Origin of the sequence: Massilia horti (genome assembly GCF_004614195.1) — a bacterium.
Taxonomy (GTDB): domain Bacteria; phylum Pseudomonadota; class Gammaproteobacteria; order Burkholderiales; family Burkholderiaceae_D; genus Telluria; species Telluria horti.
Genome location: NZ_SPUM01000031.1, coordinates 59836 through 80649, shown reverse-complemented (window position 1 = coordinate 80649; position 20814 = coordinate 59836). Strand labels below are relative to the sequence as shown.

At 64.8% G+C, this 20814-nt stretch carries 15 protein-coding genes; 11 read left to right on the top strand and 4 right to left on the bottom strand.

What is annotated here, in order from left to right; translation table 11 throughout:
* Positions 1-48 precede the first annotated feature (48 nt).
* Positions 49-1485: an alkaline phosphatase gene (locus tag E4O92_RS05180; RefSeq protein ID WP_135188683.1), complete on the top strand. Its 1437-nt coding sequence runs from the start codon at positions 49-51 to the stop codon at positions 1483-1485.
* A gap of 10 nt (positions 1486-1495) precedes the next feature.
* Entirely contained in the window at positions 1496-2872 is a 1377-nt protein-coding gene (locus E4O92_RS05175; RefSeq protein WP_135188682.1) for an alkaline phosphatase, read from the top strand.
* A 194-nt stretch (positions 2873-3066) separates the two neighbouring features.
* On the opposite strand, the gene E4O92_RS05170 is transcribed toward E4O92_RS05175, so the two are convergent.
* Both E4O92_RS05170 and ffh read right to left on the bottom strand, forming a co-directional pair.
* Positions 3067-3459: an SWIB/MDM2 domain-containing protein gene (locus tag E4O92_RS05170; protein WP_135188704.1), complete on the bottom strand. Its 393-nt coding sequence runs from the start codon at positions 3457-3459 to the stop codon at positions 3067-3069.
* A gap of 228 nt (positions 3460-3687) precedes the next feature.
* Positions 3688-5055, bottom strand: a complete 1368-nt coding sequence (gene ffh, locus E4O92_RS05165; protein WP_135188681.1) for a signal recognition particle protein — start codon at positions 5053-5055, stop codon at positions 3688-3690.
* Between the two features lie 276 nt (positions 5056-5331).
* Here ffh and E4O92_RS05160 point away from each other — a divergent pair, with 276 nt between their 5' ends.
* From E4O92_RS05160 to E4O92_RS05120, 9 genes are all read left to right on the top strand, one after another.
* On the top strand, positions 5332-6306 hold the full coding sequence (locus E4O92_RS05160; protein ID WP_135188680.1) for an ABC transporter substrate-binding protein: 975 nt from the start codon (positions 5332-5334) through the stop codon (positions 6304-6306).
* Positions 6307-6324: 18 nt separating this feature from the next.
* Positions 6325-7149 (top strand): ABC transporter permease, encoded by an 825-nt coding sequence (locus E4O92_RS05155; RefSeq protein ID WP_135188679.1) that lies wholly within the window; start codon positions 6325-6327, stop codon positions 7147-7149.
* 1 nt (position 7150) lies between these two features.
* On the top strand, positions 7151-7948 hold the full coding sequence (locus E4O92_RS05150) for an ABC transporter ATP-binding protein (RefSeq protein ID WP_135188678.1): 798 nt from the start codon (positions 7151-7153) through the stop codon (positions 7946-7948).
* 58 nt (positions 7949-8006) lie between these two features.
* A complete protein-coding gene (locus tag E4O92_RS05145; protein ID WP_135188677.1) occupies positions 8007-8807 on the top strand; it encodes a cytochrome C assembly family protein in 801 nt (266 codons plus the stop codon).
* A complete protein-coding gene (locus tag E4O92_RS05140; protein WP_135188676.1) occupies positions 8804-9058 on the top strand; it encodes a PP0621 family protein in 255 nt (84 codons plus the stop codon). The genes E4O92_RS05145 and E4O92_RS05140 overlap by 4 nt, the downstream gene beginning before the upstream one ends.
* A 6-nt stretch (positions 9059-9064) precedes the next feature.
* Entirely contained in the window at positions 9065-10738 is a 1674-nt protein-coding gene (locus tag E4O92_RS05135; RefSeq protein ID WP_135188675.1) for a sensor histidine kinase, read from the top strand.
* A 32-nt stretch (positions 10739-10770) separates the two neighbouring features.
* The gene (locus tag E4O92_RS05130) at positions 10771-12228 is read left to right on the top strand and encodes a sigma-54-dependent transcriptional regulator (RefSeq protein WP_135188674.1); all 1458 of its coding nucleotides are present in this window, start codon (positions 10771-10773) and stop codon (positions 12226-12228) included.
* 910 nt (positions 12229-13138) lie between these two features.
* Complete coding sequence (locus E4O92_RS05125; RefSeq protein WP_135188673.1) at positions 13139-16051, top strand: ribonucleoside-diphosphate reductase subunit alpha; 2913 nt, start codon at positions 13139-13141, stop codon at positions 16049-16051.
* 180 nt (positions 16052-16231) lie between these two features.
* Positions 16232-17335 (top strand): ribonucleotide-diphosphate reductase subunit beta, encoded by a 1104-nt coding sequence (locus E4O92_RS05120; RefSeq protein WP_135188672.1) that lies wholly within the window; start codon positions 16232-16234, stop codon positions 17333-17335.
* A gap of 177 nt (positions 17336-17512) precedes the next feature.
* Here E4O92_RS05120 and E4O92_RS05115 read toward each other — a convergent pair whose 3' ends face one another.
* Both E4O92_RS05115 and E4O92_RS05110 read right to left on the bottom strand, forming a co-directional pair.
* Complete coding sequence (locus E4O92_RS05115; protein WP_135188671.1) at positions 17513-19693, bottom strand: glycoside hydrolase family 2 protein; 2181 nt, start codon at positions 19691-19693, stop codon at positions 17513-17515.
* Positions 19694-19830: 137 nt separating this feature from the next.
* Positions 19831-20793 carry an alginate lyase family protein gene (locus tag E4O92_RS05110; protein WP_135188670.1) on the bottom strand — a complete coding sequence of 321 codons (963 nt, stop codon included), beginning with the start codon at positions 20791-20793 and terminating at the stop codon, positions 19831-19833.
* Positions 20794-20814: the final 21 nt, after the last annotated feature.

Genomic DNA, 20814 nt, shown 5'->3' with positions numbered 1-20814 from the left:
GCGAACCCAGCCGGTGTAGACTTCCTGCTTTCCGTATCAAGGTTCGACATGCGATTGACCAGTATTGCCTGCGCCAGCCTGCTTGCGCTGTCCGGCTGCGCAGCGCCTCCCTCGGTTCCCCCGGCCCCGTCTTCCTCCCTTGCCCAGTCCCAGCAACTCCCCCGCGCCAAGAATGTGATCTTCTTCCTCGGCGACGGCATGGGCATCAACACGCTCACCGCCGCGCGCATCTTCGCCGTCGGGGAGTCGGGCGACCTCACCATCGACACGCTGCCCGAATCGGCGTTCGTGAAGACCTTCTCCAACGATGCCCAGGTCACCGACAGCGCCGCATCGATGTCGGCCTACATGACCGGGGTTAAGCAGAACAACGGCGTGATCTCGATGTCGAGCGACACGCGCGCCATCGCGCCGGGACCGGACGGGAAGAGCCGCTGCGAGAACGGCAAATCCGTGCCGACGCTGGCCGAAATCGCCAAGCAGCGGGGCCTTGCGGCCGGCGTGGTCACCACCACCAGCGTCACCGACGCCACCCCGGCCGCGGCCTATGCCCACGCTTGCCACCGCAAGCTGGAGACCGACATCGCGGCCGCGCTGGTGCCGGGCGGCGCCGGATTTAACGGCGCGCTGGGCAGCGGCATGGACGTGGTGTTTGGCGGCGGCACGCAGTTCTTCCGTCCCGAGCAAGAAGGCGGCAAGCGCAGCGACGGACGCGACCTGCTGGCCGAACTGGCGGCGCGCGGCTACCAGGTCGCCACCACGCCGGCGCAGCTTGGGCAGCTTTCGCCGTCGTCGGCGCAGCCGGTCATCGGCTTGTTCGCTCCGATGGAGCTGTCGTACGAAGCGCAGCGCGACCCGGCCAGCCAGCCGAGCCTGACCGAGATGACGACAAAGGCGATCGACCTCCTGTCGCAGCGCCCGAACGGGTTTTTGCTCGTGGTCGAGGGCGGCCTGATCGACCGTGCGCTTCACAAGACCCTGGCCAAGCGCGCATTGCAGGAGACGGTCTCGTACAACGACGCGCTCAAGGCCGCGATCGACAAGATGGAGCGCATCGATCCGGGCCTGAAGGACACGCTGATCGTGGGCACGGCCGACCACGACCACACCTTGCTGATCAACGGTTATTCGCCGCGCACCGGCAAGACGACGCCCGCCAATCCCGGCATCCTTGGCCTGGTGCGCACCATCCCGGACGGGAAGCTCAAGCTGGACAAGGACGACGCGCCGTACACGATCCTCGGGTTCGGCAACGGCGAACACCGCGTCGAAGGCAGCCGCGCGTCGCAGGCGGGACTCACCGACCAGGTCACGAGCCTTGATGACTACCACCAGGAGGCGACGATCCGCGTCATGCCGGGCAAGGAAACCCACGGCGGCACCGATGTCTATCTCGGCGCGATCGGCGCGAACGCGGAGCTGTTTCGCGGCACCATCGATAACACCCGCGTTTTCAGCCTGATCAAGGCCGCGGCCGGCTGGTAAGGAGTACGCAATGAAATCGACACTTTCCGCGCTGCTGCTGGCAGGATGCTGCAGCTTCGCCGGGCAGGCCGATGCCGCGCCCCAGGCGAAGAACATCATCTTCTTCCTCGGCGACGGCATGGGGCCGACCACGATCACGGCCGCGCGCATCTTCAAGTATGGCGAGGATGGCCTGCTCAACTTCGAGCGGATCGAGCGCACTGCGCGCATCAAGACCTATTCGGCCAATGCCCAGGTGACCGACAGCGCGCCGTCGATGGGCGCCTACATGACCGGCGTGAAGATCAATAACGACGTCATCTCCATGCGCGACGCCACCCCGGCCGCGGCGGGCAAGGACGCCAACGGCAATGCGAGCATCGACCGCTGCGGCGAGGGCAACGGCAGCGCGCCGATGACAATCCTGGAACTGGCCAAGGCGCACGGCAAGGCGGTCGGCGCGGTTACCACGACTGAACTCACGCATGCCACGCCGGCATCGACCTTTGCGCATGTCTGCCACCGCGGCATGGCCTATTCCATCGCGCAGCAGATCGTGCCGGGCGGCGCCGGCTACAACGCGCGGTTGAAAGATGGCGTCGACGTGCTGATGGGAGGAGGGCGCAACCACTTTACACCGTTCGACCAGGACGCCAATCCCCACGGCCGCGCCGACGGCCGTGACATGCTCGCGGAGTTTGCCACGCACGGCTACTTCGTGGCCAAGACCCGCGCCGACATGATGTCCGCGCGGCCGGGCCGAAGGTTCGTTGGCATCTACAGCGCCGACAGCCACCTGGACTACGCGCTCACGCGCCGGCCGGAGCAGCCGACGCTGTCCGAAATGACGGCCAAGTCGATCGAACTGCTGTCGAGGAATCCGAACGGTTTCTTCCTGATGGTCGAAGGCGGCAAGATCGACCATGCGCTGCATGCCTCGAATGCCAAGAACGCGCTGGTCGAAACGATCGCGTTCGACGACGCGATCCAGACCGCCATCGAACGCATGCGCGCGATCGATCCGGGCCTGGAGAACACGCTGATCGTGGTGACGGCGGACCATGACCACACGATGGTCATGAACGGCTACCCCAAGCGCGGCAACCCGGTGCTGGACATCGTGCGCGGCTACGCGAACGGCGAGCCAACGCTCGACGCGGACGGCAAGACCTACACCACGCTGGTGTTCGGGAACGGGCCGAACCGGCCGGAAAAGCGGGAGAATGTAGACAGTGCGCAGGCGCTGGCGGACGACTACCACCAGGAGACCGGGGTGCGGCTCGCGGGCGAGGGGCACGGCGGCGGCGACGTGAAGCTGTACGCGCTGGGCGCAGGGTCGGCGCCGTTCAAGGGCACGATGGAGAACACGCACGTGTTCGACCTGATGAAGGCCGCGTTCGGGTTTTGAGCGGAGGGCGGGTGCGCACCTGTGCGCACGCGGTCACCGCATGCTGACTTGCGGCTGCCGCGCCACTACGCGGCGTTCGCGAACCGCGTGCGCACAAGTCCTCGGCGGCCCCGCGCCCCCTACGAAAAAACAAAAGCCCCGGCCAAAACCGAGGCTTTTTACATGTGGGCTTTTGGACAGCCGTGTCGTTCTTCTTATTTCAGGTGATCGTTGATCAGCTTGGTCATTTCGAACATCGACACCTGCGCTTTGCCGCCAAACACAGGCTTGAGCTTGTCGTCGGCATTGATCATGCGGCGGTTTGCAGCGTCCTGGAGATTTTGCTTCTTGATGTAGTCCCAGATTTTCTTGGTTACTTCGGTGCGCGGCAGCGGGGTTGCGCCGACCACGGCGGCCAGAGGCCCCGATGGCGTCATCGCTTTCATGAAAGCGGCGTTCGGCTTGCGGGCTGCGGCCGGCTTGGCGGCTGCGGCTTTCGGTGCTGCTGCTTTAGCGGGAGCTGCCTTTTTCGCTGCCGGCTTGGCGGCGGGCTTGGCAGCGGCCGCCTTCTTGGCTGGCGCTGCTGGGGATTTCTTGGCTGTTGCCATCTTCGAGCCTCCTAAACGTACACATGGAAAATTAGCGCAAATAATCGCACCCGGCTTATATTGGTGGCGTTTTGATGTTCGTGCAAGTCTTTTTCGAAATTTTTTCACTTAGATAAGGCGGAAAACGCAGCTTGGCGTTGCATGCGGCCGCTCCAGAGTGAAAAAACCATAAAAAACGCCGCATGAAGAGACCTCTCCATGCGGCGTTCGTTCGCTACAAACCGGTGATCAGCGCAGGCCCGGCATCATCCCTTTCATCCCGCGCATCATTTTCATCAGGCCGCCGCCCTTCAGCTTTTTCATCATCGTGTTCATCTGCTCGTACTGGTTCAGCATGCGGTTCACTTCCTGCACCTGCACGCCGGCGCCGGCCGCGATGCGGCGTTTGCGGGTGGCCTTGATAAGCTCCGGCTTGGCGCGTTCGGCCGGCGTCATCGAGTCGATGATGCCGACCATGCGCCGCACCTGCTTGTCGGCCTGGCCCATGTTGGCGTTGCCGGCGGCCTGCTGGAACTGCGCCGGCAGCTTGTCGAGCAGGCCGGCCATGCCGCCCATCTTCTTCATCTGCGTCAGCTGGGCCTTGAAGTCGTTCATGTCGAACTTGCCGCCGGACTTGATTTTGTTGGCCATTTCGGCCGCGGCTTCCATGTCGACGCCCTTGCGCGCTTCCTCGACCAGCGCCAGGATGTCGCCCATGCCCAGGATGCGGTTGGCCATCCTGGACGGATCGAACGCTTCCAGCCCGTCCAGCTTTTCCGACACGCCGGCGAACTTGATCGGCTTGCCGGTCACGTGGCGCACCGACAGCGCCGCGCCGCCGCGCGAGTCGCCATCGAGCTTGGTCAGCACCACGCCGGTGAGCGGCAGCGCGTCGTTAAAGGCCTTGGCGGTGTTGATCGCGTCCTGGCCGAGCATGGCGTCGACCACGAACAGGGTCTCGACCGGGTTGACCGCCCCGTGCACCTCGGCGATCTCCTTCATCATCGCTTCGTCGATGCCCAGGCGGCCGGCGGTGTCGATGATCAAGACGTCGTGATAGTGCTTGCGCGCCCAGTCGAGCGCATTGTGCGCGATGTCGACCGGCTTGTCGGCGGCGGTGGTGGGGAAGAAGTCGGCGCCGACCTGTTTGGTGACCGATTCGAGCTGCGCGATAGCGGCCGGGCGGTACACGTCGGCCGAGACGGTCAGCACCTTTTTCTTCTTTTGCTCCTTGAGGTACTTGGCGAGCTTGCCGACCGTGGTGGTCTTGCCGGCGCCCTGCAGGCCGGCCATCAGGATGATCGCCGGCGGCTGCTGCGCAAACGACAGCTGGCTAGCCTCCGCTCCCAGGTCCGCACCCATCAGCGCGGCCAGTTCGCGCTGCACCACGCCCACCAGCGCCTGGCCCGGCGACAGCGAGCCGATGACTTCCTCGCCCAGCGCTTTTTCCTTGACCTTGGCGATGAATTCGCGCACCGCCGGCAGCGCCACGTCGGCCTCGAGCAGGGCCAGGCGCACTTCGCGCAGCATCTCGGCGGTGTTCGCTTCGGTCAGACGTGCCTCGCCGCGCATCGTCTTGACGACCTTGGCAAGGCGTTGGGTTAAGTTATCTAGCATGTTCTACCTGACTGTGTTGGGCGTATCGGACGAAACTGCCATTTTACCTGATTCCGCGGGCGCTTCCCGACGCGGCCGGGGGCCCTGCCGGGCAGCGTTGTGTCGATTGTGGTAATGCTGTTTAGTAATAATTTGACACTATCTTAATTGCGCTATAACCTTGTCCAAATGGCATCATTGTTAATGCACCGTATCGGCCAGCTCGCATGCAGGAGGGGTAAATGTTACGGAAACACGTGAGCAGGTCATCGATTCATCTTTAATGGAGAGATAGGCATGACAGCAACTGTGTTTGGCAAGGCCTTGGTCGCCGCCGCCCTGCTGGTGGCAACCGGCGCCCAGGGGCAGGACGTGGTCCGGCTCGGCAATCTCAAACTGGCGCATTACGGCGCCGTCTCATATATTAAGGAAATCGCGCCCAAGTGCGGCATCAAGGTCGAGGAGAAGGTGTTCGCCAAGGGGCTGGACGTGATGCAGGCGATCCTTGCGGGCGAGCTCGATGTCGGCGCCACCGCGTCCGAGGCCGCGATCTCGGGCCGCGCCGGCGGCGCGCCGATCTATGCGGTGGCCGGCTTCGCCAAGGGCGGCGCACGGCTGGTCGCGCGCCCCGGGCTCAATATCAAGAGCGTGGCCGACCTGAAGGGCAAGAAGGTCGGCGTCACCCGCGGCGGCATCCAGGAAGTGCTGCTGATGGCCGAACTGCAGAAGGCGCACCTGACCGCCGACTCCGCGCCGGGCAAGGACGTGCAGCTGATCTACCTGTCGTACCCTGACCTGAACCAGGCACTACTGGGCAAGAACATCGACGCCATGATGCAGTCCGAGCCGCAGTCCTCGCAGGCGATCAACAAGGGCTTCGGCGTGGAGGTGATGAAGCCCTACGACACCCCGATCGGCTCGCCCGTGCGCACCATGGTCATGACCGAGAAGTTCTACACGACCAAACGTCCGCTGGCCGAGAAGTTCATGCGCTGCTTCGTGCAGGCCACCAAGACCTTCATCGACGACCCGGCACAGGCCGAAAAATACGTGCGCGAGACCGTCTTCAAGAACCAGATCACCAAGGAAGACTTCGTTGATGCGATCGCCAACTCGCCGTACTCGTACGACCTGACGCCGGAGCACATCCAGACCACCACCGACGTGATGGTCGCGACCGGCGTGGGCAGGATGACCCGTCCGCCACAGGCCAGGGACTGGGTCAAGACCGACCTGCTGGCCGAGGCCAAGCAAAGCCTGAACGTGAAATAGGCGCCATCGGAGGTGGGCATGGGCAAGCGCAATTGGGAGGAAATCGCGATCGGCCTGGTGGTGCCGGTGGTCGCGATCGGTGTCTGGCAGTGGGTTGCGGTGAACGGATGGGTCAACGAGAACATCCTGCCTTCGCCCCTGGAGGTGTGGCGCAAGTGGGTCGCCTACCTGCTGCCGCTGCAGGAGTTCAAGGACTACGCCGATGGCGGCTGGTGGTCGTGGGCGTTCTCGGGCGAGTTGATCCGCGATTCGCTCGGCAGCCTGTACCGCGTGGTGGTGGGCTTTTTGATCGGCGCCGCGCTGGCCCTGCCGCTGGGCCTGGCGATGGGCGCGAGCCCCGCCGTGTACGCGTGGTTCAATCCGCTGGTGCAGGTGCTGCGGCCGATTCCGCCGATCGCCTACATCCCGCTCGCGATCCTGTGGTTCGGGCTGGGCAATCCGCCGGCGGTGTTCCTGATCGCGCTCGGCGCCTTCTTCCCGGTGTTGATGAACACGATCGCCGGGGTGCGCCAGGTCGACGGCATCTACCTGCGCGCCGCGCGCAACCTCGGCGCCGGGCGCACGACCATGTTCCTGCGCGTGATCCTGCCGGCTGCCGTGCCCTACATCCTGACCGGCGTACGCATTGGCGTGGGCACGGCGTTCATCGTCGTCATCGTGTCCGAGATGATCGCGGTGAACAACGGGCTGGGTTTCCGCATCCTGGAGGCGCGCGAATATTTTTGGTCGGCCAAGATCATCGCCGGCATGATCACCATTGGCCTCCTGGGCCTGGCGATCGACCTGGCCATGAACCGCCTGAACAACTACCTGCTGCGCTGGCACCGCGGCCTGGAGCACTGATATGAGCGGATCGCGCATTGTCATCGAGGGCGTGAACAAGGTGTTCGACAGCGGCGGGCGCGACGTGGTGGCGCTCAAGGATATCGATCTTGACATCCCCGGCGGCCAATTCGTTTGCCTGCTCGGCCCCTCCGGCTGCGGCAAGTCGACGCTGCTCAACGCCGTGGCCGGGTTCGCGCCGCCAAGTATGGGCACGATCACGGCCGACGGCGCGCTGGTCACCGCACCGGGACCGGAGCGCGGGATGGTGTTCCAGGAGTATGCGCTGTTCCCGTGGATGACGGTTGAGCAGAACGTCGCCTTTGGCCTGGAGATCAAGCGCGTGCCGGTTGATGAGATCAAGCGCCGGGTGGGCGAGCTGCTCGGGATGCTGTCGCTGTCGGACTTCCGCCAGCGCTATCCCAAGGACCTGTCGGGCGGCATGCGCCAGCGGGTCGCGATCGCCCGCGTGCTGGCCCTCGATTCGCCGATCATGCTGATGGACGAACCGTTCGGCGCGCTCGACGCGCTCACGCGGCGCAACCTGCAGGACGAGCTGTTGCGCCTGTGGGCCGAGCTGAAGAAGACGATCCTGTTCGTCACCCACAGCATCGAGGAAGCGATCTACCTGGCCGACCGGATCGTGGTGATGACCTACCGGCCGGGCACGATCAAGCGCGACATCCTGGTTGATCTTCCCCGCATGCGCGACCCGTCGGCGCAAGAGTTCAATGAGCTCAAGCGCGAGCTGGGCATGCTGGTGATGGAAGAACAGCAACGGCACCACAGCGACGAGCTGCGCCAGGCGGCAGTGGATTGAGCAGACTGGGCGGCGGCACCTGACCCCAGCCATTGCCGATGGTGTAGACTTGTCGCCTATGCAGACTACCTTTTTCTTCGCCGCCGCCGCGCTGTACGCGGTGTGCGCGCTGCTGCCTGCGCGGCAGGGCGCGCTCATCTCCGGCATGACCGCGCTGGCCTGGCTGGTGCACGGCGCTGGCCTGTGGCTGGACATGACCGCCGCCGGCAGCCTGCGCGTGGGCTTTGCGATCATGCTATCGGCCGCGCTGTGGGTTTCGGTCGCCGCCTATTGGGTCGAGAACCGGAATTTTGCCCTGGACGGCCTGCGCCGGCTGGTGATGCCGTGCGCGTGCGCCGCGGCGGCATTGCCGGCGATCTTCCCCGGCAGCCTGATGCCGCTGCAGGGACCGGCCTTCGGCTGGCATATCGCGGTGGCGGTGCTGGCCTACAGCACGCTCACCATCGCCGCCTTCCATGCCGTGCTGATGGCGCTGCAGGAGTCGCGCCTGCACACGCACCGCCAAGCCAAGGGCGGCTGGCTCGGCGCGGCGCTCGACCAGCTGCCGGCGCTGCTGACGATGGAAAAGCTGCTGTTCCGCCTGATCCGCATCGGCTTCGTGCTGCTCAGCCTCACGGTGCTGTCCGGGATCGTGTTTTCCGAACAGCTGTTTGGCCGCCCCCTCAAGTGGGATCACAAAAGCGTGTTCGCGCTGCTGTCCTGGCTGCTGTTCGCCGCGCTGCTGGCCGGCCGCCGCTGGCGCGGCTGGCGCGGCAAGACCGCGCTGCGCTTCACGCTGGCCGGATTCGCAACCTTGGTGCTGGCTTACGTCGGCAGTCGTTTTGTCCTTGAAGTCATCTTGCACCGGGGGATTGTATGAGCCGCCTGCTGTTCTGGATCGCACTGGCGGTTCTGGTGGTGTTCGCCATTCGCGCCAAGCTGCGCGAACTCGCATCCAAATCCACGCCCGCGGCGGGGCAGCGCCCCGCTGCCGCGCCACCCCAGCCGCAATCGGAGCGGATGACCAGCTGCGCGCACTGCGGCGTGTATTTTCCTGCATCGGAAGCCGTGACCGCGGACGGGCGTGAATACTGCTGCCCGGCGCACGTGCGCCTGCCGCCCAAAAATTAAGCGCCGATGTCTCGCAGGCAGCCGCTATCGGCACAGTCGCGCGCGACCTTCTGGCGCTCGCTGCAGGCACTGAACATCACGCGCATCGTCATTGCGCTGGTGCTGCTGCTCTACCTGGTCTTCGACGCCCGCCTGGCCCACAGCATCGTCGGGTCGATCTATGCCCAGACCTGCATCTCCTACCTGGTGCTGGCGCTGGCGTTTGCCATCGTTACCACCTGCTGGAAGCGGCGCTTCATGGCGCAGTTGGGCAGCCAGGTCGCGATCGACATCATCGCGATCTCGCTGCTGTACCTGGACGCGGGCGGCCTGCGCAGCGGCCTGGGCATCCTCTACCTGTTCCCGCTGGCCGGCGCGGCGATCCTGGCGCCGCTGGTACTGGCCCTGTTCTCGGCGGCGCTGGCGACGCTGTTCCTGCTGGCCGAAAGCGTCTATCAGCTGCTGCTGTTTGACGTCGAGCCGCCGCTGGTGCAGTCCGGGCTGACCGGCGCGGCGCTGTTCTCCGTGGTGCTGGTGTTTAACCGCCTGGCCAGCCGGCTGATCGGCCAGGAAGAGCTGGCCGCGCGGCGCGGCGTCGACCTCAAGATCCAGCAGGCGATCAACGAGATTGTCATCGACGATGTCGACGACGGCATCCTGGTGGTCGGGCACGACGGCCTGGTCTTCACCGGCAATCCGTCGGCGCGTCGGATGCTGGGGCTGGACGGCGGCACGACGCTCTTTCGGCTGGGCGAGGTGGCGTCGTTCGAGCCGATCGCGCAGGCATTCGCGGCGTGGCTGCGGGTGCCGCACAACAGCGGCGCGGCATCGGACGATCCGGCCTACGTGACCGTCAAGCCGTGGAACGGCGGAGGCGCCCGGCGCGGGCGGCTCGACCAGCCGGCGCACCTGAAGCTGCGCTTCGCACGGGTCGACACGCCCGACGAAGCGCTTGAACGGATCGTCATCTTCATGCAGGACGTGAGCGCGATCGAAAGCCAGGCGCAGCAGCTCAAGCTGGCCTCGATGGGGCGCCTGACCGCCAGCATCGCACATGAGGTGCGCAATCCCTTGTCCGCGATCGGCCACGCCACGGCGCTGCTGGCCGAGGACCTGTCCGGCCCCACCGAGACGCGTCTGCTCAAGATCGTGGGCGATAACGTGGCGCGCGTGAACCGCATGGTCGAGGACATCCTGCAGCTGTCGCGCAAGGCCCAGCCGAATGCCGAACCGGTACGATTGAAAGTCTTCCTGGCCGAGCTGAAGGCCGAATTTTCGGAAACCCACGGCCTGCCTGAAGATATGGTGTGGATCGGCGCGGCGGGCGAGGCCGAGGTCCGTTTCGACGCGCTGCACCTGCGCGAGGTGCTGGTCAACCTGCTGACGAACGCGATCCGCTACGCCAGCCGCGCGTCCGCCAGCATCCGCATCTTTCCCGAGCGTGACGCTGCGGGCCACATCGAACTGCACGTGCAGGACGACGGCCCCGGCATTACCCCGCAAGTGCGGGCGCACCTGTTCGAGCCGTTCTACACCACGTCGAGCAAGGGCACGGGGCTGGGGCTGTACTTGGCACGCGAACTGTGCCTGAACAACGGGGCGATGCTCGATTACGAATACCGCTTCGAGGACGGCGCCCACGGCGCACAAGATGCCAGCGGCCGTTTTGTGATCACCTTCGCGCAGCCGGTTGCGGGCTGACGCATCCCTGCAAGTAATTGAAAGGCAGTGCCATGAGTTCTCCACGCATTCTGGTCGTTGACGATGAAGCGGACCTGCGCGAGCTGCTCGAGATCACCCTGCTCAAGATGGGGCTCGACGTCGACACCTCCGCCACGCTCAGGGAAGCGCGCGCGAACCTCGAACGCAACGACTACGCGCTGGTGCTGACCGATATGCGCCTGCCCGACGGACTCGGGCTGGAATTGGTGCGCGAAGTCGCTGCCAGCCACAAGTCCACGCCGATCGCCGTGATCACCGCCTTCGGCAGCGCCGAGAACGCCGTGGTCGCGCTCAAGGCCGGCGCTTTTGACTACGTGACCAAGCCGGTGGTGCTGGAAGACCTGCGGATGATGGTGCAATCGGCGCTGCGCGTGTCAAGCCCGCAGCCGGGGCAGGCCGGCGGCGGTTCAAGCGAACCCTCGCGCCTGATCGGCGACTCTCCCGCCATGCAGGGGCTGCGCGCGCAGATCGGGCGGCTGGCGCGCTCGATGGCCCCGATTGCGATCACCGGCGAATCGGGCAGCGGCAAGGAGCTCGCCGCGCGCGAGATCCACGCGCAAAGCTCGCGTATTGCCAAGCCATTCGTCGCGGTGAACTGCGGTGCGATTCCCGAAACGCTGATGGAGGCGGAATTCTTCGGCTACCGCAAGGGCGCCTTTACCGGCGCGGCCGAGGAGCGCGACGGCTTCTTCCAGGCCGCGAACGGCGGCACCCTGCTGCTGGACGAGGTGGCGGACCTGCCGCTGCCGATGCAGGTCAAGCTGCTGCGCGCGATCCAGGAACGGCGCGTGCGCAAGATCGGCGCAACCGCCGAGGAGCCGGTTGACGTGCGCATCATCAGCGCCACACACCAGGACCTGGCCCGGTGCGTCGAGCAGGGGAAGTTCAGGCAGGACCTGTTCTACCGGCTGAACGTGATCGAGCTGGCGCTGCCGCCGCTGCGCGAGCGGCTCGATGACCTGCCGGTGCTGTGCGAGGCGATCCTCGCCAAACTTGCGGGGCAGGGCAAGGCTTCGCTTGGTCCCGGCGTGCTCGATGCGCTGCGCGCCTATTCGTTCCCCGGGAACGTGCGCGAGCTGGAAAATGTGCTGGAACGCGCACTGGCGTTCGCGAATGACGGCGTGATCGAGGTCCAGGACCTTTCGCTCAAGGCGGCGCGGGTGGCCGAGGCGCCGGCGGTGCAGGAAGTGGCGGCTCCACCGCCAGTCGCTCCCGAGCCGCAGCCTGTATCTGCCCCAGAAGCCGTGCCCTCAAGCGCCGCGCCTTCGAACGCCGCGCCGGCGCTCGGCCCGGACGAGCTTCCCTCAAATCTGCCTGAATACCTGAACCAGGTCGAGCGCGACATCGTGCTGCGTGCGCTGAACCAGACCCAGTTCAACCGCACCCAGGCGGCCAGCCTGCTCGGCATCAGCCTGCGCCAGCTACGATACACGATGCAGAAATTGGACATCCATGCGCCGGAACCGTGAACTCCGGGGGAGGTCACCCTATGAATAGACATAAAATTCTGGCTATTACTATTGGTGTATTAGTGAGTGTTTGTTTAGGGATCTGGGTCGCCCGCGAGATGCGAATCGATAGTTGCCTTGACCGGGGAGGACGTTGGCATAGCGACGTTGCGATATGCGAAGGCGCTACCGAATAAAATGCAGAGGCGTAGGGTGCGCACCCCGTGCGCAAGCGGTCTGCGTATCCTGGCTCGCGGCAAAGCCAACTTTCGGCACGCTATGCACCGCGTGCGCACTCCGTGCACACCCTACGGTATGCGCGAGCAGGGTGTGCAAGCGAATGTACCGGATCGTGCAGAACAGCCGGCGGGGCATACTTGTTCATATGTAAGAAACATAAACAGCATATATTCGTGCCGCATGAATACATCGAATCGCAATATCAACTGGGGAATGTCCAAAACAGGGTCGGTCACATTGTTGCCTTTTTGCCAGTGCAGCATGCATATTAAACGTGCAATGCCTGGCCATGGCCGCCGCATCGGAAAGCATGGAAGCAGCCACGTTAGTGCCCGCTAACCGTGAAACATGCATGCGATTGAGCATTGGAAATGTCAAGCGTTCGCACTCGAAAATTGGAAATTTATTCACTTGCAGAGCCGCGCGGGCAGGCACTACAATTAGTCCGAACTCAAAGCCTGCTACTAGATATAGTGGTAGCAGGGCTGGTACCAAAACCCGTAGTAAAGCAAGTGCGGCAGTAGTACTGCCATTCGAATCGTCAAATATCCAAAGCTGACTTCATTGCCAGCCGTGGTCATTCACGGCCGGCCGGGGCAGCCTTTGCTTTTGTTGCTGGGGGATCGCGCCCGCGCGGTCTACTGAAAAACAATCGGCGGCAGCACGACTGCATGCTCTTCCTGGAGGCTCAATGCAAAATTCTCACGACACTTCAATCAATCCGCAGCACGTCACCCCAGGAGCGACGTCGGGCGCCAGCGCGGCTGAACTGGTCGCAGGCGGCGACTACCGCATCATTCGCCGCAACGGCGCCGTGGTCGCTTTCGAGCCAAACAAGATTTCGGTCGCGATGACCAAGGCGTTCCTGGCCGTGAACGGCGAGCAGGTGCGCGATTCCGCGCGCATGCGCGACCTGGTCGAGCAGCTGACCAACAACGTGGTCGGGGCGCTGGTGCGCCGCCAGCCGAACGGCGGCACCTTCCACATCGAAGACGTGCAGGATCAGGTTGAACTGTCGCTGATGCGCTCGGGCGAGCACGACGTCGCGCGCGAGTACGTGCTGTACCGCGCCAAGCGCATGGAAGAGCGCCGCCTGGCCAAGGAGGCCGCCGGCGCCACGCAAGTGGCCACGCCGCAGTTCCACGTGATCGAAAACGGCGAGCGCCGTCCGCTGGACATGGACAAGGTAACTAGCCTGATCAACGCCGCCTGCTCCGGTCTGGAAAAGCACGTCGACGCCGACGCGATCCTGACCGAGACCCTGAAGAACCTGTACGACGGCGTGCCGGTCGAAGAGCTGCACAAGTCGGCCGTGCTGGCCGCGCGCGCACTGATGGAAAAGGATCCGGCCTACAGCCAGGTCACCGCGCGCATCCTGCTGCACTCGATCCGCAAGGAGATCTTCGGCCGCGAAGTGCCGCAGGCGCAGGCCGCCGCGGAATACGTTACCTACTTCCCGAAATACATCGCCAAGGGCATCGACAACGAGCTGCTCGATCCCGAGCTGGGCAAGTACGACCTGGAGCGCCTGTCCAAGGCGCTGGTCGCCGACCGCGACCTGCAGTTCGGCTATATCGGCCTGCAGACGCTGTACGACCGCTACTTCCTGCACGTGCGTGAAGTGCGCATCGAAATGCCGCAGGCGTTCTACATGCGCGTCGCGATGGGCCTGGCCCTGCGCGAGAGCGACCGCGAAGCGCGCGCGATCGAGTTCTACAACCTGCTGTCGAGCTTCGACTTCATGAGCTCGACCCCGACCCTGTTCAACTCGGGCACCCGCCGCTCGCAGCTGTCCTCGTGCTACCTGACCACGGTCGGCGACGACCTGGAAGGCATCTACGACGCGATCAAGGAAAACGCGCTGCTGTCGAAGTTTGCCGGCGGCCTGGGTAACGACTGGACCCCGGTGCGCGCGCTCGGCTCGCGCATCAAGGGCACCAACGGCAAGTCGCAAGGCGTGGTGCCGTTCCTGAAAGTGGTCAACGACACCGCCGTGGCGGTGAACCAGGGCGGCAAGCGCAAGGGCGCGGTCTGCGCCTACCTGGAGACCTGGCACCTGGACATCGAGGAATTCCTCGACTTGCGCAAGAACACCGGCGACGACCGCCGCCGCACGCACGACATGAACACCGCGAACTGGATTCCGGACCTGTTCATGAAGCGCGTGATGGAAAAGGGCGAGTGGACCCTGTTCTCGCCGAGCGAAACGCCCGACCTGCACGACAAGGTCGGCAAGGCCTTCGAGGACGCCTACGTGGCGTACGAAGCCAGGGCAGCGCGCGGCGACATGACCGTGTTCAAGAAGGTGCAGGCGATGGACCTGTGGCGCAAGATGCTCTCGATGCTGTTCGAGACCGGCCACCCGTGGATCACCTTCAAGGATCCGTGCAACATCCGCTCGCCGCAGCAGCACGTGGGCGTGGTGCACTCGTCGAACCTGTGCACCGAGATCACGCTGAACACCAACGCCGACGAGATCGCGGTCTGCAACCTGGGCTCGGTCAACCTGCCGGCGCACATGAAGGGCGACGGCCTGGACGTGGTCAAGCTGCAGAAGACGATCCGCACTGCGATGCGCATGCTGGACAACGTCATCGACATCAACTACTACGCCGTCAAGAAGGCGGAAAACTCGAACCTGCGCCACCGTCCGGTGGGCATGGGCGTGATGGGTCACCAGGACTGCCTGCACATGATGCGCGTGCCGTTCGCCTCCGAGAAGGCCGTGGAGTTCGCCGACCGCTCGATGGAAGCCGTCTGCTACTACGCCTACCTGGCATCGACCGAGCTGGCCGAAGAGCGCGGCCGCTACCAGTCGTACGAAGGTTCGCTGTGGGACCGCGGCATCCTGCCGCAGGACTCGATCAAGCTGCTGGCGCAAGAGCGCGGCGGCTACCTGGAGCAGGACCTGTCCGAGACCATGGACTGGAGCGTGGTGCGTGACCGCATCAAGAAGTTCGGCATGCGTAACTCGAACTGCGTGGCGATTGCCCCGACGGCGACGATTTCGAACATCATCGGCGTGTCGGCCTGCATCGAGCCGACCTTCCAGAACCTGTACGTGAAGTCGAACCTGTCGGGCGAATTCACCGAGATCAACTCGTACCTGGTGCGCGACCTGAAGGCGCGCGGCCTGTGGGACGAGGTGATGATCGCCGACCTGAAGTACTTCGACGGTTCGCTCTCGCGCATCGACCGCGTGCCGCAGGACCTGCGTGACATCTACGCCACCGCGTTCGAGATCGAACCGAAGTGGCTGGTGGAAGCCGCCTCGCGCCGCCAGAAGTGGATCGACCAGGCCCAGTCGCTGAACATCTACATGGCCGGCGCATCGGGCAAGAAGCTGGACGAGACCTACAAGCTGGCCTGGCTGCGCGGCCTGAAGACGACTTACTACCTGCGCACCATCGCGGCGACGCACATGGAGAAGTCGACCACCCGCACCGGCGCGCTGAACGCGGTGCCTGTGTCCGGCGGCCTGCCGGCGGCAAGCCCTGCCGCTCCGGCCCCGGCACCGGCGGCTACGCCGGACGTGGTGGAGGGCGCGGCCTGCTACCTGCGTCCGGGCGACCCGGGCTTTGAAGAGTGCGAAGCCTGCCAGTAATCGAGTAAGCAGATTTAAGAGTAAAACTTAGCACGTCGTTCCCGCGCAGGCGGGAACCCATGCTGAGCCGACATTCACGCGGCCTATGGGTTCCCGCCTGCGCGGGAACGACGGTCTCTCAGCTAACAATATTGACCGTGTTGGACACATCGCCCAACGGGTCAATCAAGGAGAAAAAATATGTCGTTGTCATGGGACGATGAAGCAACCACGAGTACGCCGGCAGCTGCGCCGGTGACCGAAGGCGCCGCCGCGGCCGATGTCGCCAAGCGCGTGAACGCGGACGACAAGCGCATCATCAACGGCAAGACCGACGTGAACCAGCTGGTTCCGTTCAAGTACAAGTGGGCCTGGGACAAATACCTGGCCGGCTGCGCCAACCACTGGATGCCGCAGGAAGTGAACATGCAGCGCGATATCGAGCTGTGGAAGAGCCCGAACGGCCTGACCGAAGACGAGCGCCGCATCGTCAAGCGCAACCTGGGCTTTTTCGTGACCGCCGACTCGCTGGCCGCCAACAACATCGTGCTGGGCACCTACCGCCACATCACCGCGCCGGAATGCCGTCAGTACCTGCTGCGCCAGGCGTTCGAGGAAGCGATCCACACCCACGCCTACCAGTACATCGTCGAGTCGCTGGGCCTGGACGAGAAGGAAGTCTTCAACGCCTATAACGAGATCGCCTCGATCCGCGACAAGGACCAGTTCCTGATCCCGTTCATCGAGACCCTGACCGACCCTGAATTCAAGACCGGCACCATCGAAAACGACCAGAAGCTGCTCAAGTCGGTGATCGTGTTCGCCTGCCTGATGGAAGGCCTGTTCTTCTACGTCGGCTTCACCCAGATCCTGGCGCTGGGCCGCCAGAACAAGATGACCGGCGCCGCCGAGCAGTACCAGTACATCCTGCGCGACGAGTCGATGCACTGCAACTTCGGCATCGACCTGATCAACTCGATCAAGATGGAAAATCCGCAGCTGTGGACCGCCGAGTTCCGCGAGGAGCTCAAGGAACTGTTCCTGAAGGCCGTCGAGCTCGAGTACCGCTACGCCGAGGACACCATGCCGCGCGGCGTGCTGGGCCTGAATGCGCCGATGTTCAAGAGCTACCTGCGCTTCATCGCCAACCGCCGCGCGGTGCAGATTGGCCTGGATCCGCTGTTCCCGAACGAGGAAAATCCGTTCCCGTGGATGAGCGAGATGATCGACCTGAAGAAGGAGCGTAACTTCTTCGAGACGCGCGTGACCGAGTACCAGACCGGCGGTGCGCTGAACTGGGACTGATCCCAGGCTGCGAATCGCAAAAGCCCCGCAGGCGCAAACCTGCGGGGCTTTTTGCTTTCGGGTCGATGCAGTTTGCGGTCGGCTTTATCAAGTAGGGTGGGCACCCCGTGCCCACGCGGAAGTATGCGGACCGCTAGCATTCGCCTGGGCACAGGGACATCGCGCTCAGGCTTGTATTCAGGGCGCCTTCACCGCCGTCGCTGCAGCGGCCTTGGCCGCCGCGTCCAGTTCGGCCACCGCCCGGTTCGGGCGCGGATCGCCGTCGGCGCGGTAGGTAAAGCCACCCCAGTCCGCCGCCACGACTTTGCCCGCACGGTAGGCGTAGGCTTCGACCCGGTTCGGGCCCGGCTGCAGCTCCACCGCCGCCCACACGTGGCGGTGATGGTCCGGCGCCTTGCGGCCGAGCGACACGCCGTTCACTTTCAGCTCGACTTCATCGGCATTGGAGTACACCTTTACCTCGATCTGCGACTGGCTGCGCTCCCAGAACCGCTTGGAGACGATGTGCACCATCGGTTTGCTGGTCCAGTTGGCCTGGTACCAGTAGAACGCATCCTTGCGCGTGCGCCGGTCGTAGGTGACCAGGCCCTTATCGTTACGGCCGTACAGGTCGCCCTCTTTGCGCTGGTCGGCGGCGAAGTCGAACATGTTCCATACGAAGGTGCCCCACATCCACGGCCGGTCCGCGATCTGGAGCCAGGCTTGTTCGTGGTACGCCGTCTGCCATTCTTCCGGATGCCAGGCGCCCTTGGCCTGGTGTACGCGCACGGGCGGGTGGTCCTCGTGCATGTAAATGCTGCCGCCCGCGCCGTATTCGCTGATGCCGACCGGCGTTTGCGGGTGCGCGGCGTGGAACTGGTCCAGGAACTCGCCCAGGTCGGCATAGGCGCCGCTGTACCAGCCGAAGTACTTGTTAAAGGCAATGGCGTCGGTCAGCAGGTTGCGCGGGTCAGCCAGGCCGTGGTGGGAGGCGTAGACCGGCGCTCGGCTGCGGTCTTCCGCGCGCGCCAGGGCCGTCAGCCGCGTCACCAGCGCCACCGCGCGCTGTTCCGCGTCGTCGCCGTTGCGGCCGGTCGTTTCGTTGCCAACGCCCCAGACGATGATCGACGGGTGGTTGTAGTTCTGCCGGATCATTTCGCGCAGCTGTTCCCCGGCGTTGTCCTGCGCGGCCGCCTCGAGCGGCGCTTCGTTCACCAGGCCGAACTCCGCCCACACCGCCATGCCCTTCGCGTCGCACAGGTCGTAGAACTCCTGGTCGTGCTGGTAGTGCGCCAGCCGGATCGCGTTCACGCCCATTTCCTGCATGATCGCCATGTCCTGCAGCTTGTCGTCCTCGTCGATGGCCCAGCCCTTGTCCGGCCGGTCCTGGTGGCGGTTGACACCGTGCAGGGCGAGCGGACGGCCGTTCAGGATAAAGCCGGCGCCTGGCGCGAGCTCGAAGGTGCGCAGCCCGAACGGCACCTCGACTGCATCGAGGGTCTTGCCGCCAGAGACCAGTTCGACGGCGGCCCGGTACAGGTACGGATCGGCGGTGCCGTTCCACGCATGCGGGCGCTCCACCCGCAGCGGCAGCGACAGCTCGGCGTTCTTGCCCGCGCCGATTGACGCCGGTTGGTCCGCAGCGGCGACCACCTTGCCCTGGGCATCGAGCAGGCGGACCCGCAGCGTGCCCTTGAAGGCGGTCTTGGCGTCACTGGCCAGTTTCACACGCGCCTCCACTTGCGCGGCCTGCTCATCGAGCTTGCGGGTGGTCAGGTAGACGCCCGAGGAAGCGTAATCGAGGGTGGCGATGTGCACGGGGGCAGTCAGCAACAGCCGTGCCTTGCGATACAGTCCGCCGAACTGGGTGAAGTCGCCGCTGATCGGGACGATCTGGCTCGGTGCGTTGTTGACCCGTACCGCCAGCACGTTGTCGCCGCGCGCATGGACCGCATCGGTAATGTCGAAACGGAAGCGGGCAAAGGCGCCGGTGTGCGACCCGACCGGCTTGCCGTTGACGAATACCTCCGCCACCTTGCTGGCGGCGTCGAATTCGACCAGCACGCGTTGTCCCGCGCTGGTGGCCGGCAGCGAGAAGCGGGTGCGGTACCAGCCGGTGCCGCGGTGGTAGTCGTTGCCGCCATCCTGGCCGTCGAAGTTGTTCCAGGTGTGCGGCAGGGCCACCGCTTCCCAGGCCGCGTCGTCAAAGCTGGGCGCCGACCAGGCGCTGCTTCCTTCGGCAAGCGTGAAGCGCCAGTTGGCGTCCAGCGCAATTTCGCTGCGCGGGCCGGCCCAGGCGCAGATGGTGGCGGCGAGCATCAACATGCCTGCTGCCGCCTGGGTGAGGCTACGCCGCGCGATCGCAAATCTCGTATTCATTTAATGACCTCGGAAGGTGGATGAAACAGCGCCCCGGCCACCGTACGGCATGGCAGGGGCGCACTGACTGGCGGGTGATCAGGAGCCTGCGCCGAGCCGCGCGCAGAGGTGGCGCGGCTCGTCGCGCGGGATGCCTGCTAGTTCGCCGCCGGATGCTCCAGCGGATTGGGCAGGTTCAGGTCGCCGCCCATGCGGGCGTTCCAGTTGCGCTTGCCGTTTGCCGGGGCGACCGGTTTGCCGGCATGGCGGGCATGGATGACCGCCCAGCCGGGCACGTCGGTCCCGACATGCTCCTGCGCGAAACCATTCATCTTCTGGATGATGGCCGGATCCGCGGTGCCGTCGAGTGTGAACTTGACCAGCTTGTCCAGCTTGGGCGACTGCACGTTCAGGACCGAGGCGAGCATGACCAGCGGGGCGGCCGAGAACGAGTGGTAGCTCAAGGCCCGGGAAGCGCGCGCCATTTCGAGCGGCAGCGAGCCGTCGTCGGCGACTTGGCCCATCGCGTGATCGAACACCTTGCGGCCCCACGCCAGGTGGCGCTCCTCATGGGTGACGGCGCCGGCGGCGGCCACCGCCAGGCCTTCCCAGTAATAGTGGTTGTTGCGGTTGCCCTTGTGGGCTTCCGAATGCTCGATCGTGCCATCGGCCAGCGCCTTGAACCAGCCTTCGATGCTTTCCTGTTGCGCCGGGGTGGCGGCAGGCTTGACCCTTGCGTAGCTGAGCGCGAGGCCGGCCAGCGTCCACTTGCGGGTATAGAACGACTGCTCGGTGGTCATCTTGCCCAGCATGGCCTTGTGGTCGGCCCAGCTGGCCAGCCAGGCCAGCGCGCATTGCGCCTCTCCGCGGTCCTGCTTGGCCTGGTAGTTGCTGGCGGCGCGCGCCACGACCTCCAGGTAGTCGTTGACCGGCTTGGTGGCGGCTTCGTTGCGCGCCTTGCGGGCCGGGTCGATGATCGAATGGTGGCTGTCGGTGTAGTAGCTGTTGGCGTCGATGTCGATCACCGCAGGCGGCGGCGCATTGCATGCCGATGCGGCGCCGCAGCCGAGCGAGAACAGCAGGCCAGCGCTCAACAGGCCGGCGCGAATTTGGCGAGACATGGTCATCTCCTTCATCTATCT

Coding starts and splice junctions, on each gene's coding strand:
- E4O92_RS05160 (WP_135188680.1), top strand. CDS start 5,332: ATGACAGCAACTGTGTTTGGCAAGGCCTTGGTCGCCGCCGCCCTGCTG.
- E4O92_RS05110 (WP_135188670.1), bottom strand. CDS start 20,793: ATGTCTCGCCAAATTCGCGCCGGCCTGTTGAGCGCTGGCCTGCTGTTC.
- E4O92_RS05135 (WP_135188675.1), top strand. CDS start 9,065: ATGTCTCGCAGGCAGCCGCTATCGGCACAGTCGCGCGCGACCTTCTGG.
- E4O92_RS05130 (WP_135188674.1), top strand. CDS start 10,771: ATGAGTTCTCCACGCATTCTGGTCGTTGACGATGAAGCGGACCTGCGC.
- E4O92_RS05175 (WP_135188682.1), top strand. CDS start 1,496: ATGAAATCGACACTTTCCGCGCTGCTGCTGGCAGGATGCTGCAGCTTC.
- E4O92_RS05115 (WP_135188671.1), bottom strand. CDS start 19,693: ATGAATACGAGATTTGCGATCGCGCGGCGTAGCCTCACCCAGGCGGCA.
- E4O92_RS05145 (WP_135188677.1), top strand. CDS start 8,007: ATGCAGACTACCTTTTTCTTCGCCGCCGCCGCGCTGTACGCGGTGTGC.
- E4O92_RS05120 (WP_135188672.1), top strand. CDS start 16,232: ATGTCGTTGTCATGGGACGATGAAGCAACCACGAGTACGCCGGCAGCT.
- E4O92_RS05140 (WP_135188676.1), top strand. CDS start 8,804: ATGAGCCGCCTGCTGTTCTGGATCGCACTGGCGGTTCTGGTGGTGTTC.
- E4O92_RS05125 (WP_135188673.1), top strand. CDS start 13,139: ATGCAAAATTCTCACGACACTTCAATCAATCCGCAGCACGTCACCCCA.
- E4O92_RS05170 (WP_135188704.1), bottom strand. CDS start 3,459: ATGGCAACAGCCAAGAAATCCCCAGCAGCGCCAGCCAAGAAGGCGGCC.
- ffh (WP_135188681.1), bottom strand. CDS start 5,055: ATGCTAGATAACTTAACCCAACGCCTTGCCAAGGTCGTCAAGACGATG.
- E4O92_RS05150 (WP_135188678.1), top strand. CDS start 7,151: ATGAGCGGATCGCGCATTGTCATCGAGGGCGTGAACAAGGTGTTCGAC.
- E4O92_RS05180 (WP_135188683.1), top strand. CDS start 49: ATGCGATTGACCAGTATTGCCTGCGCCAGCCTGCTTGCGCTGTCCGGC.
- E4O92_RS05155 (WP_135188679.1), top strand. CDS start 6,325: ATGGGCAAGCGCAATTGGGAGGAAATCGCGATCGGCCTGGTGGTGCCG.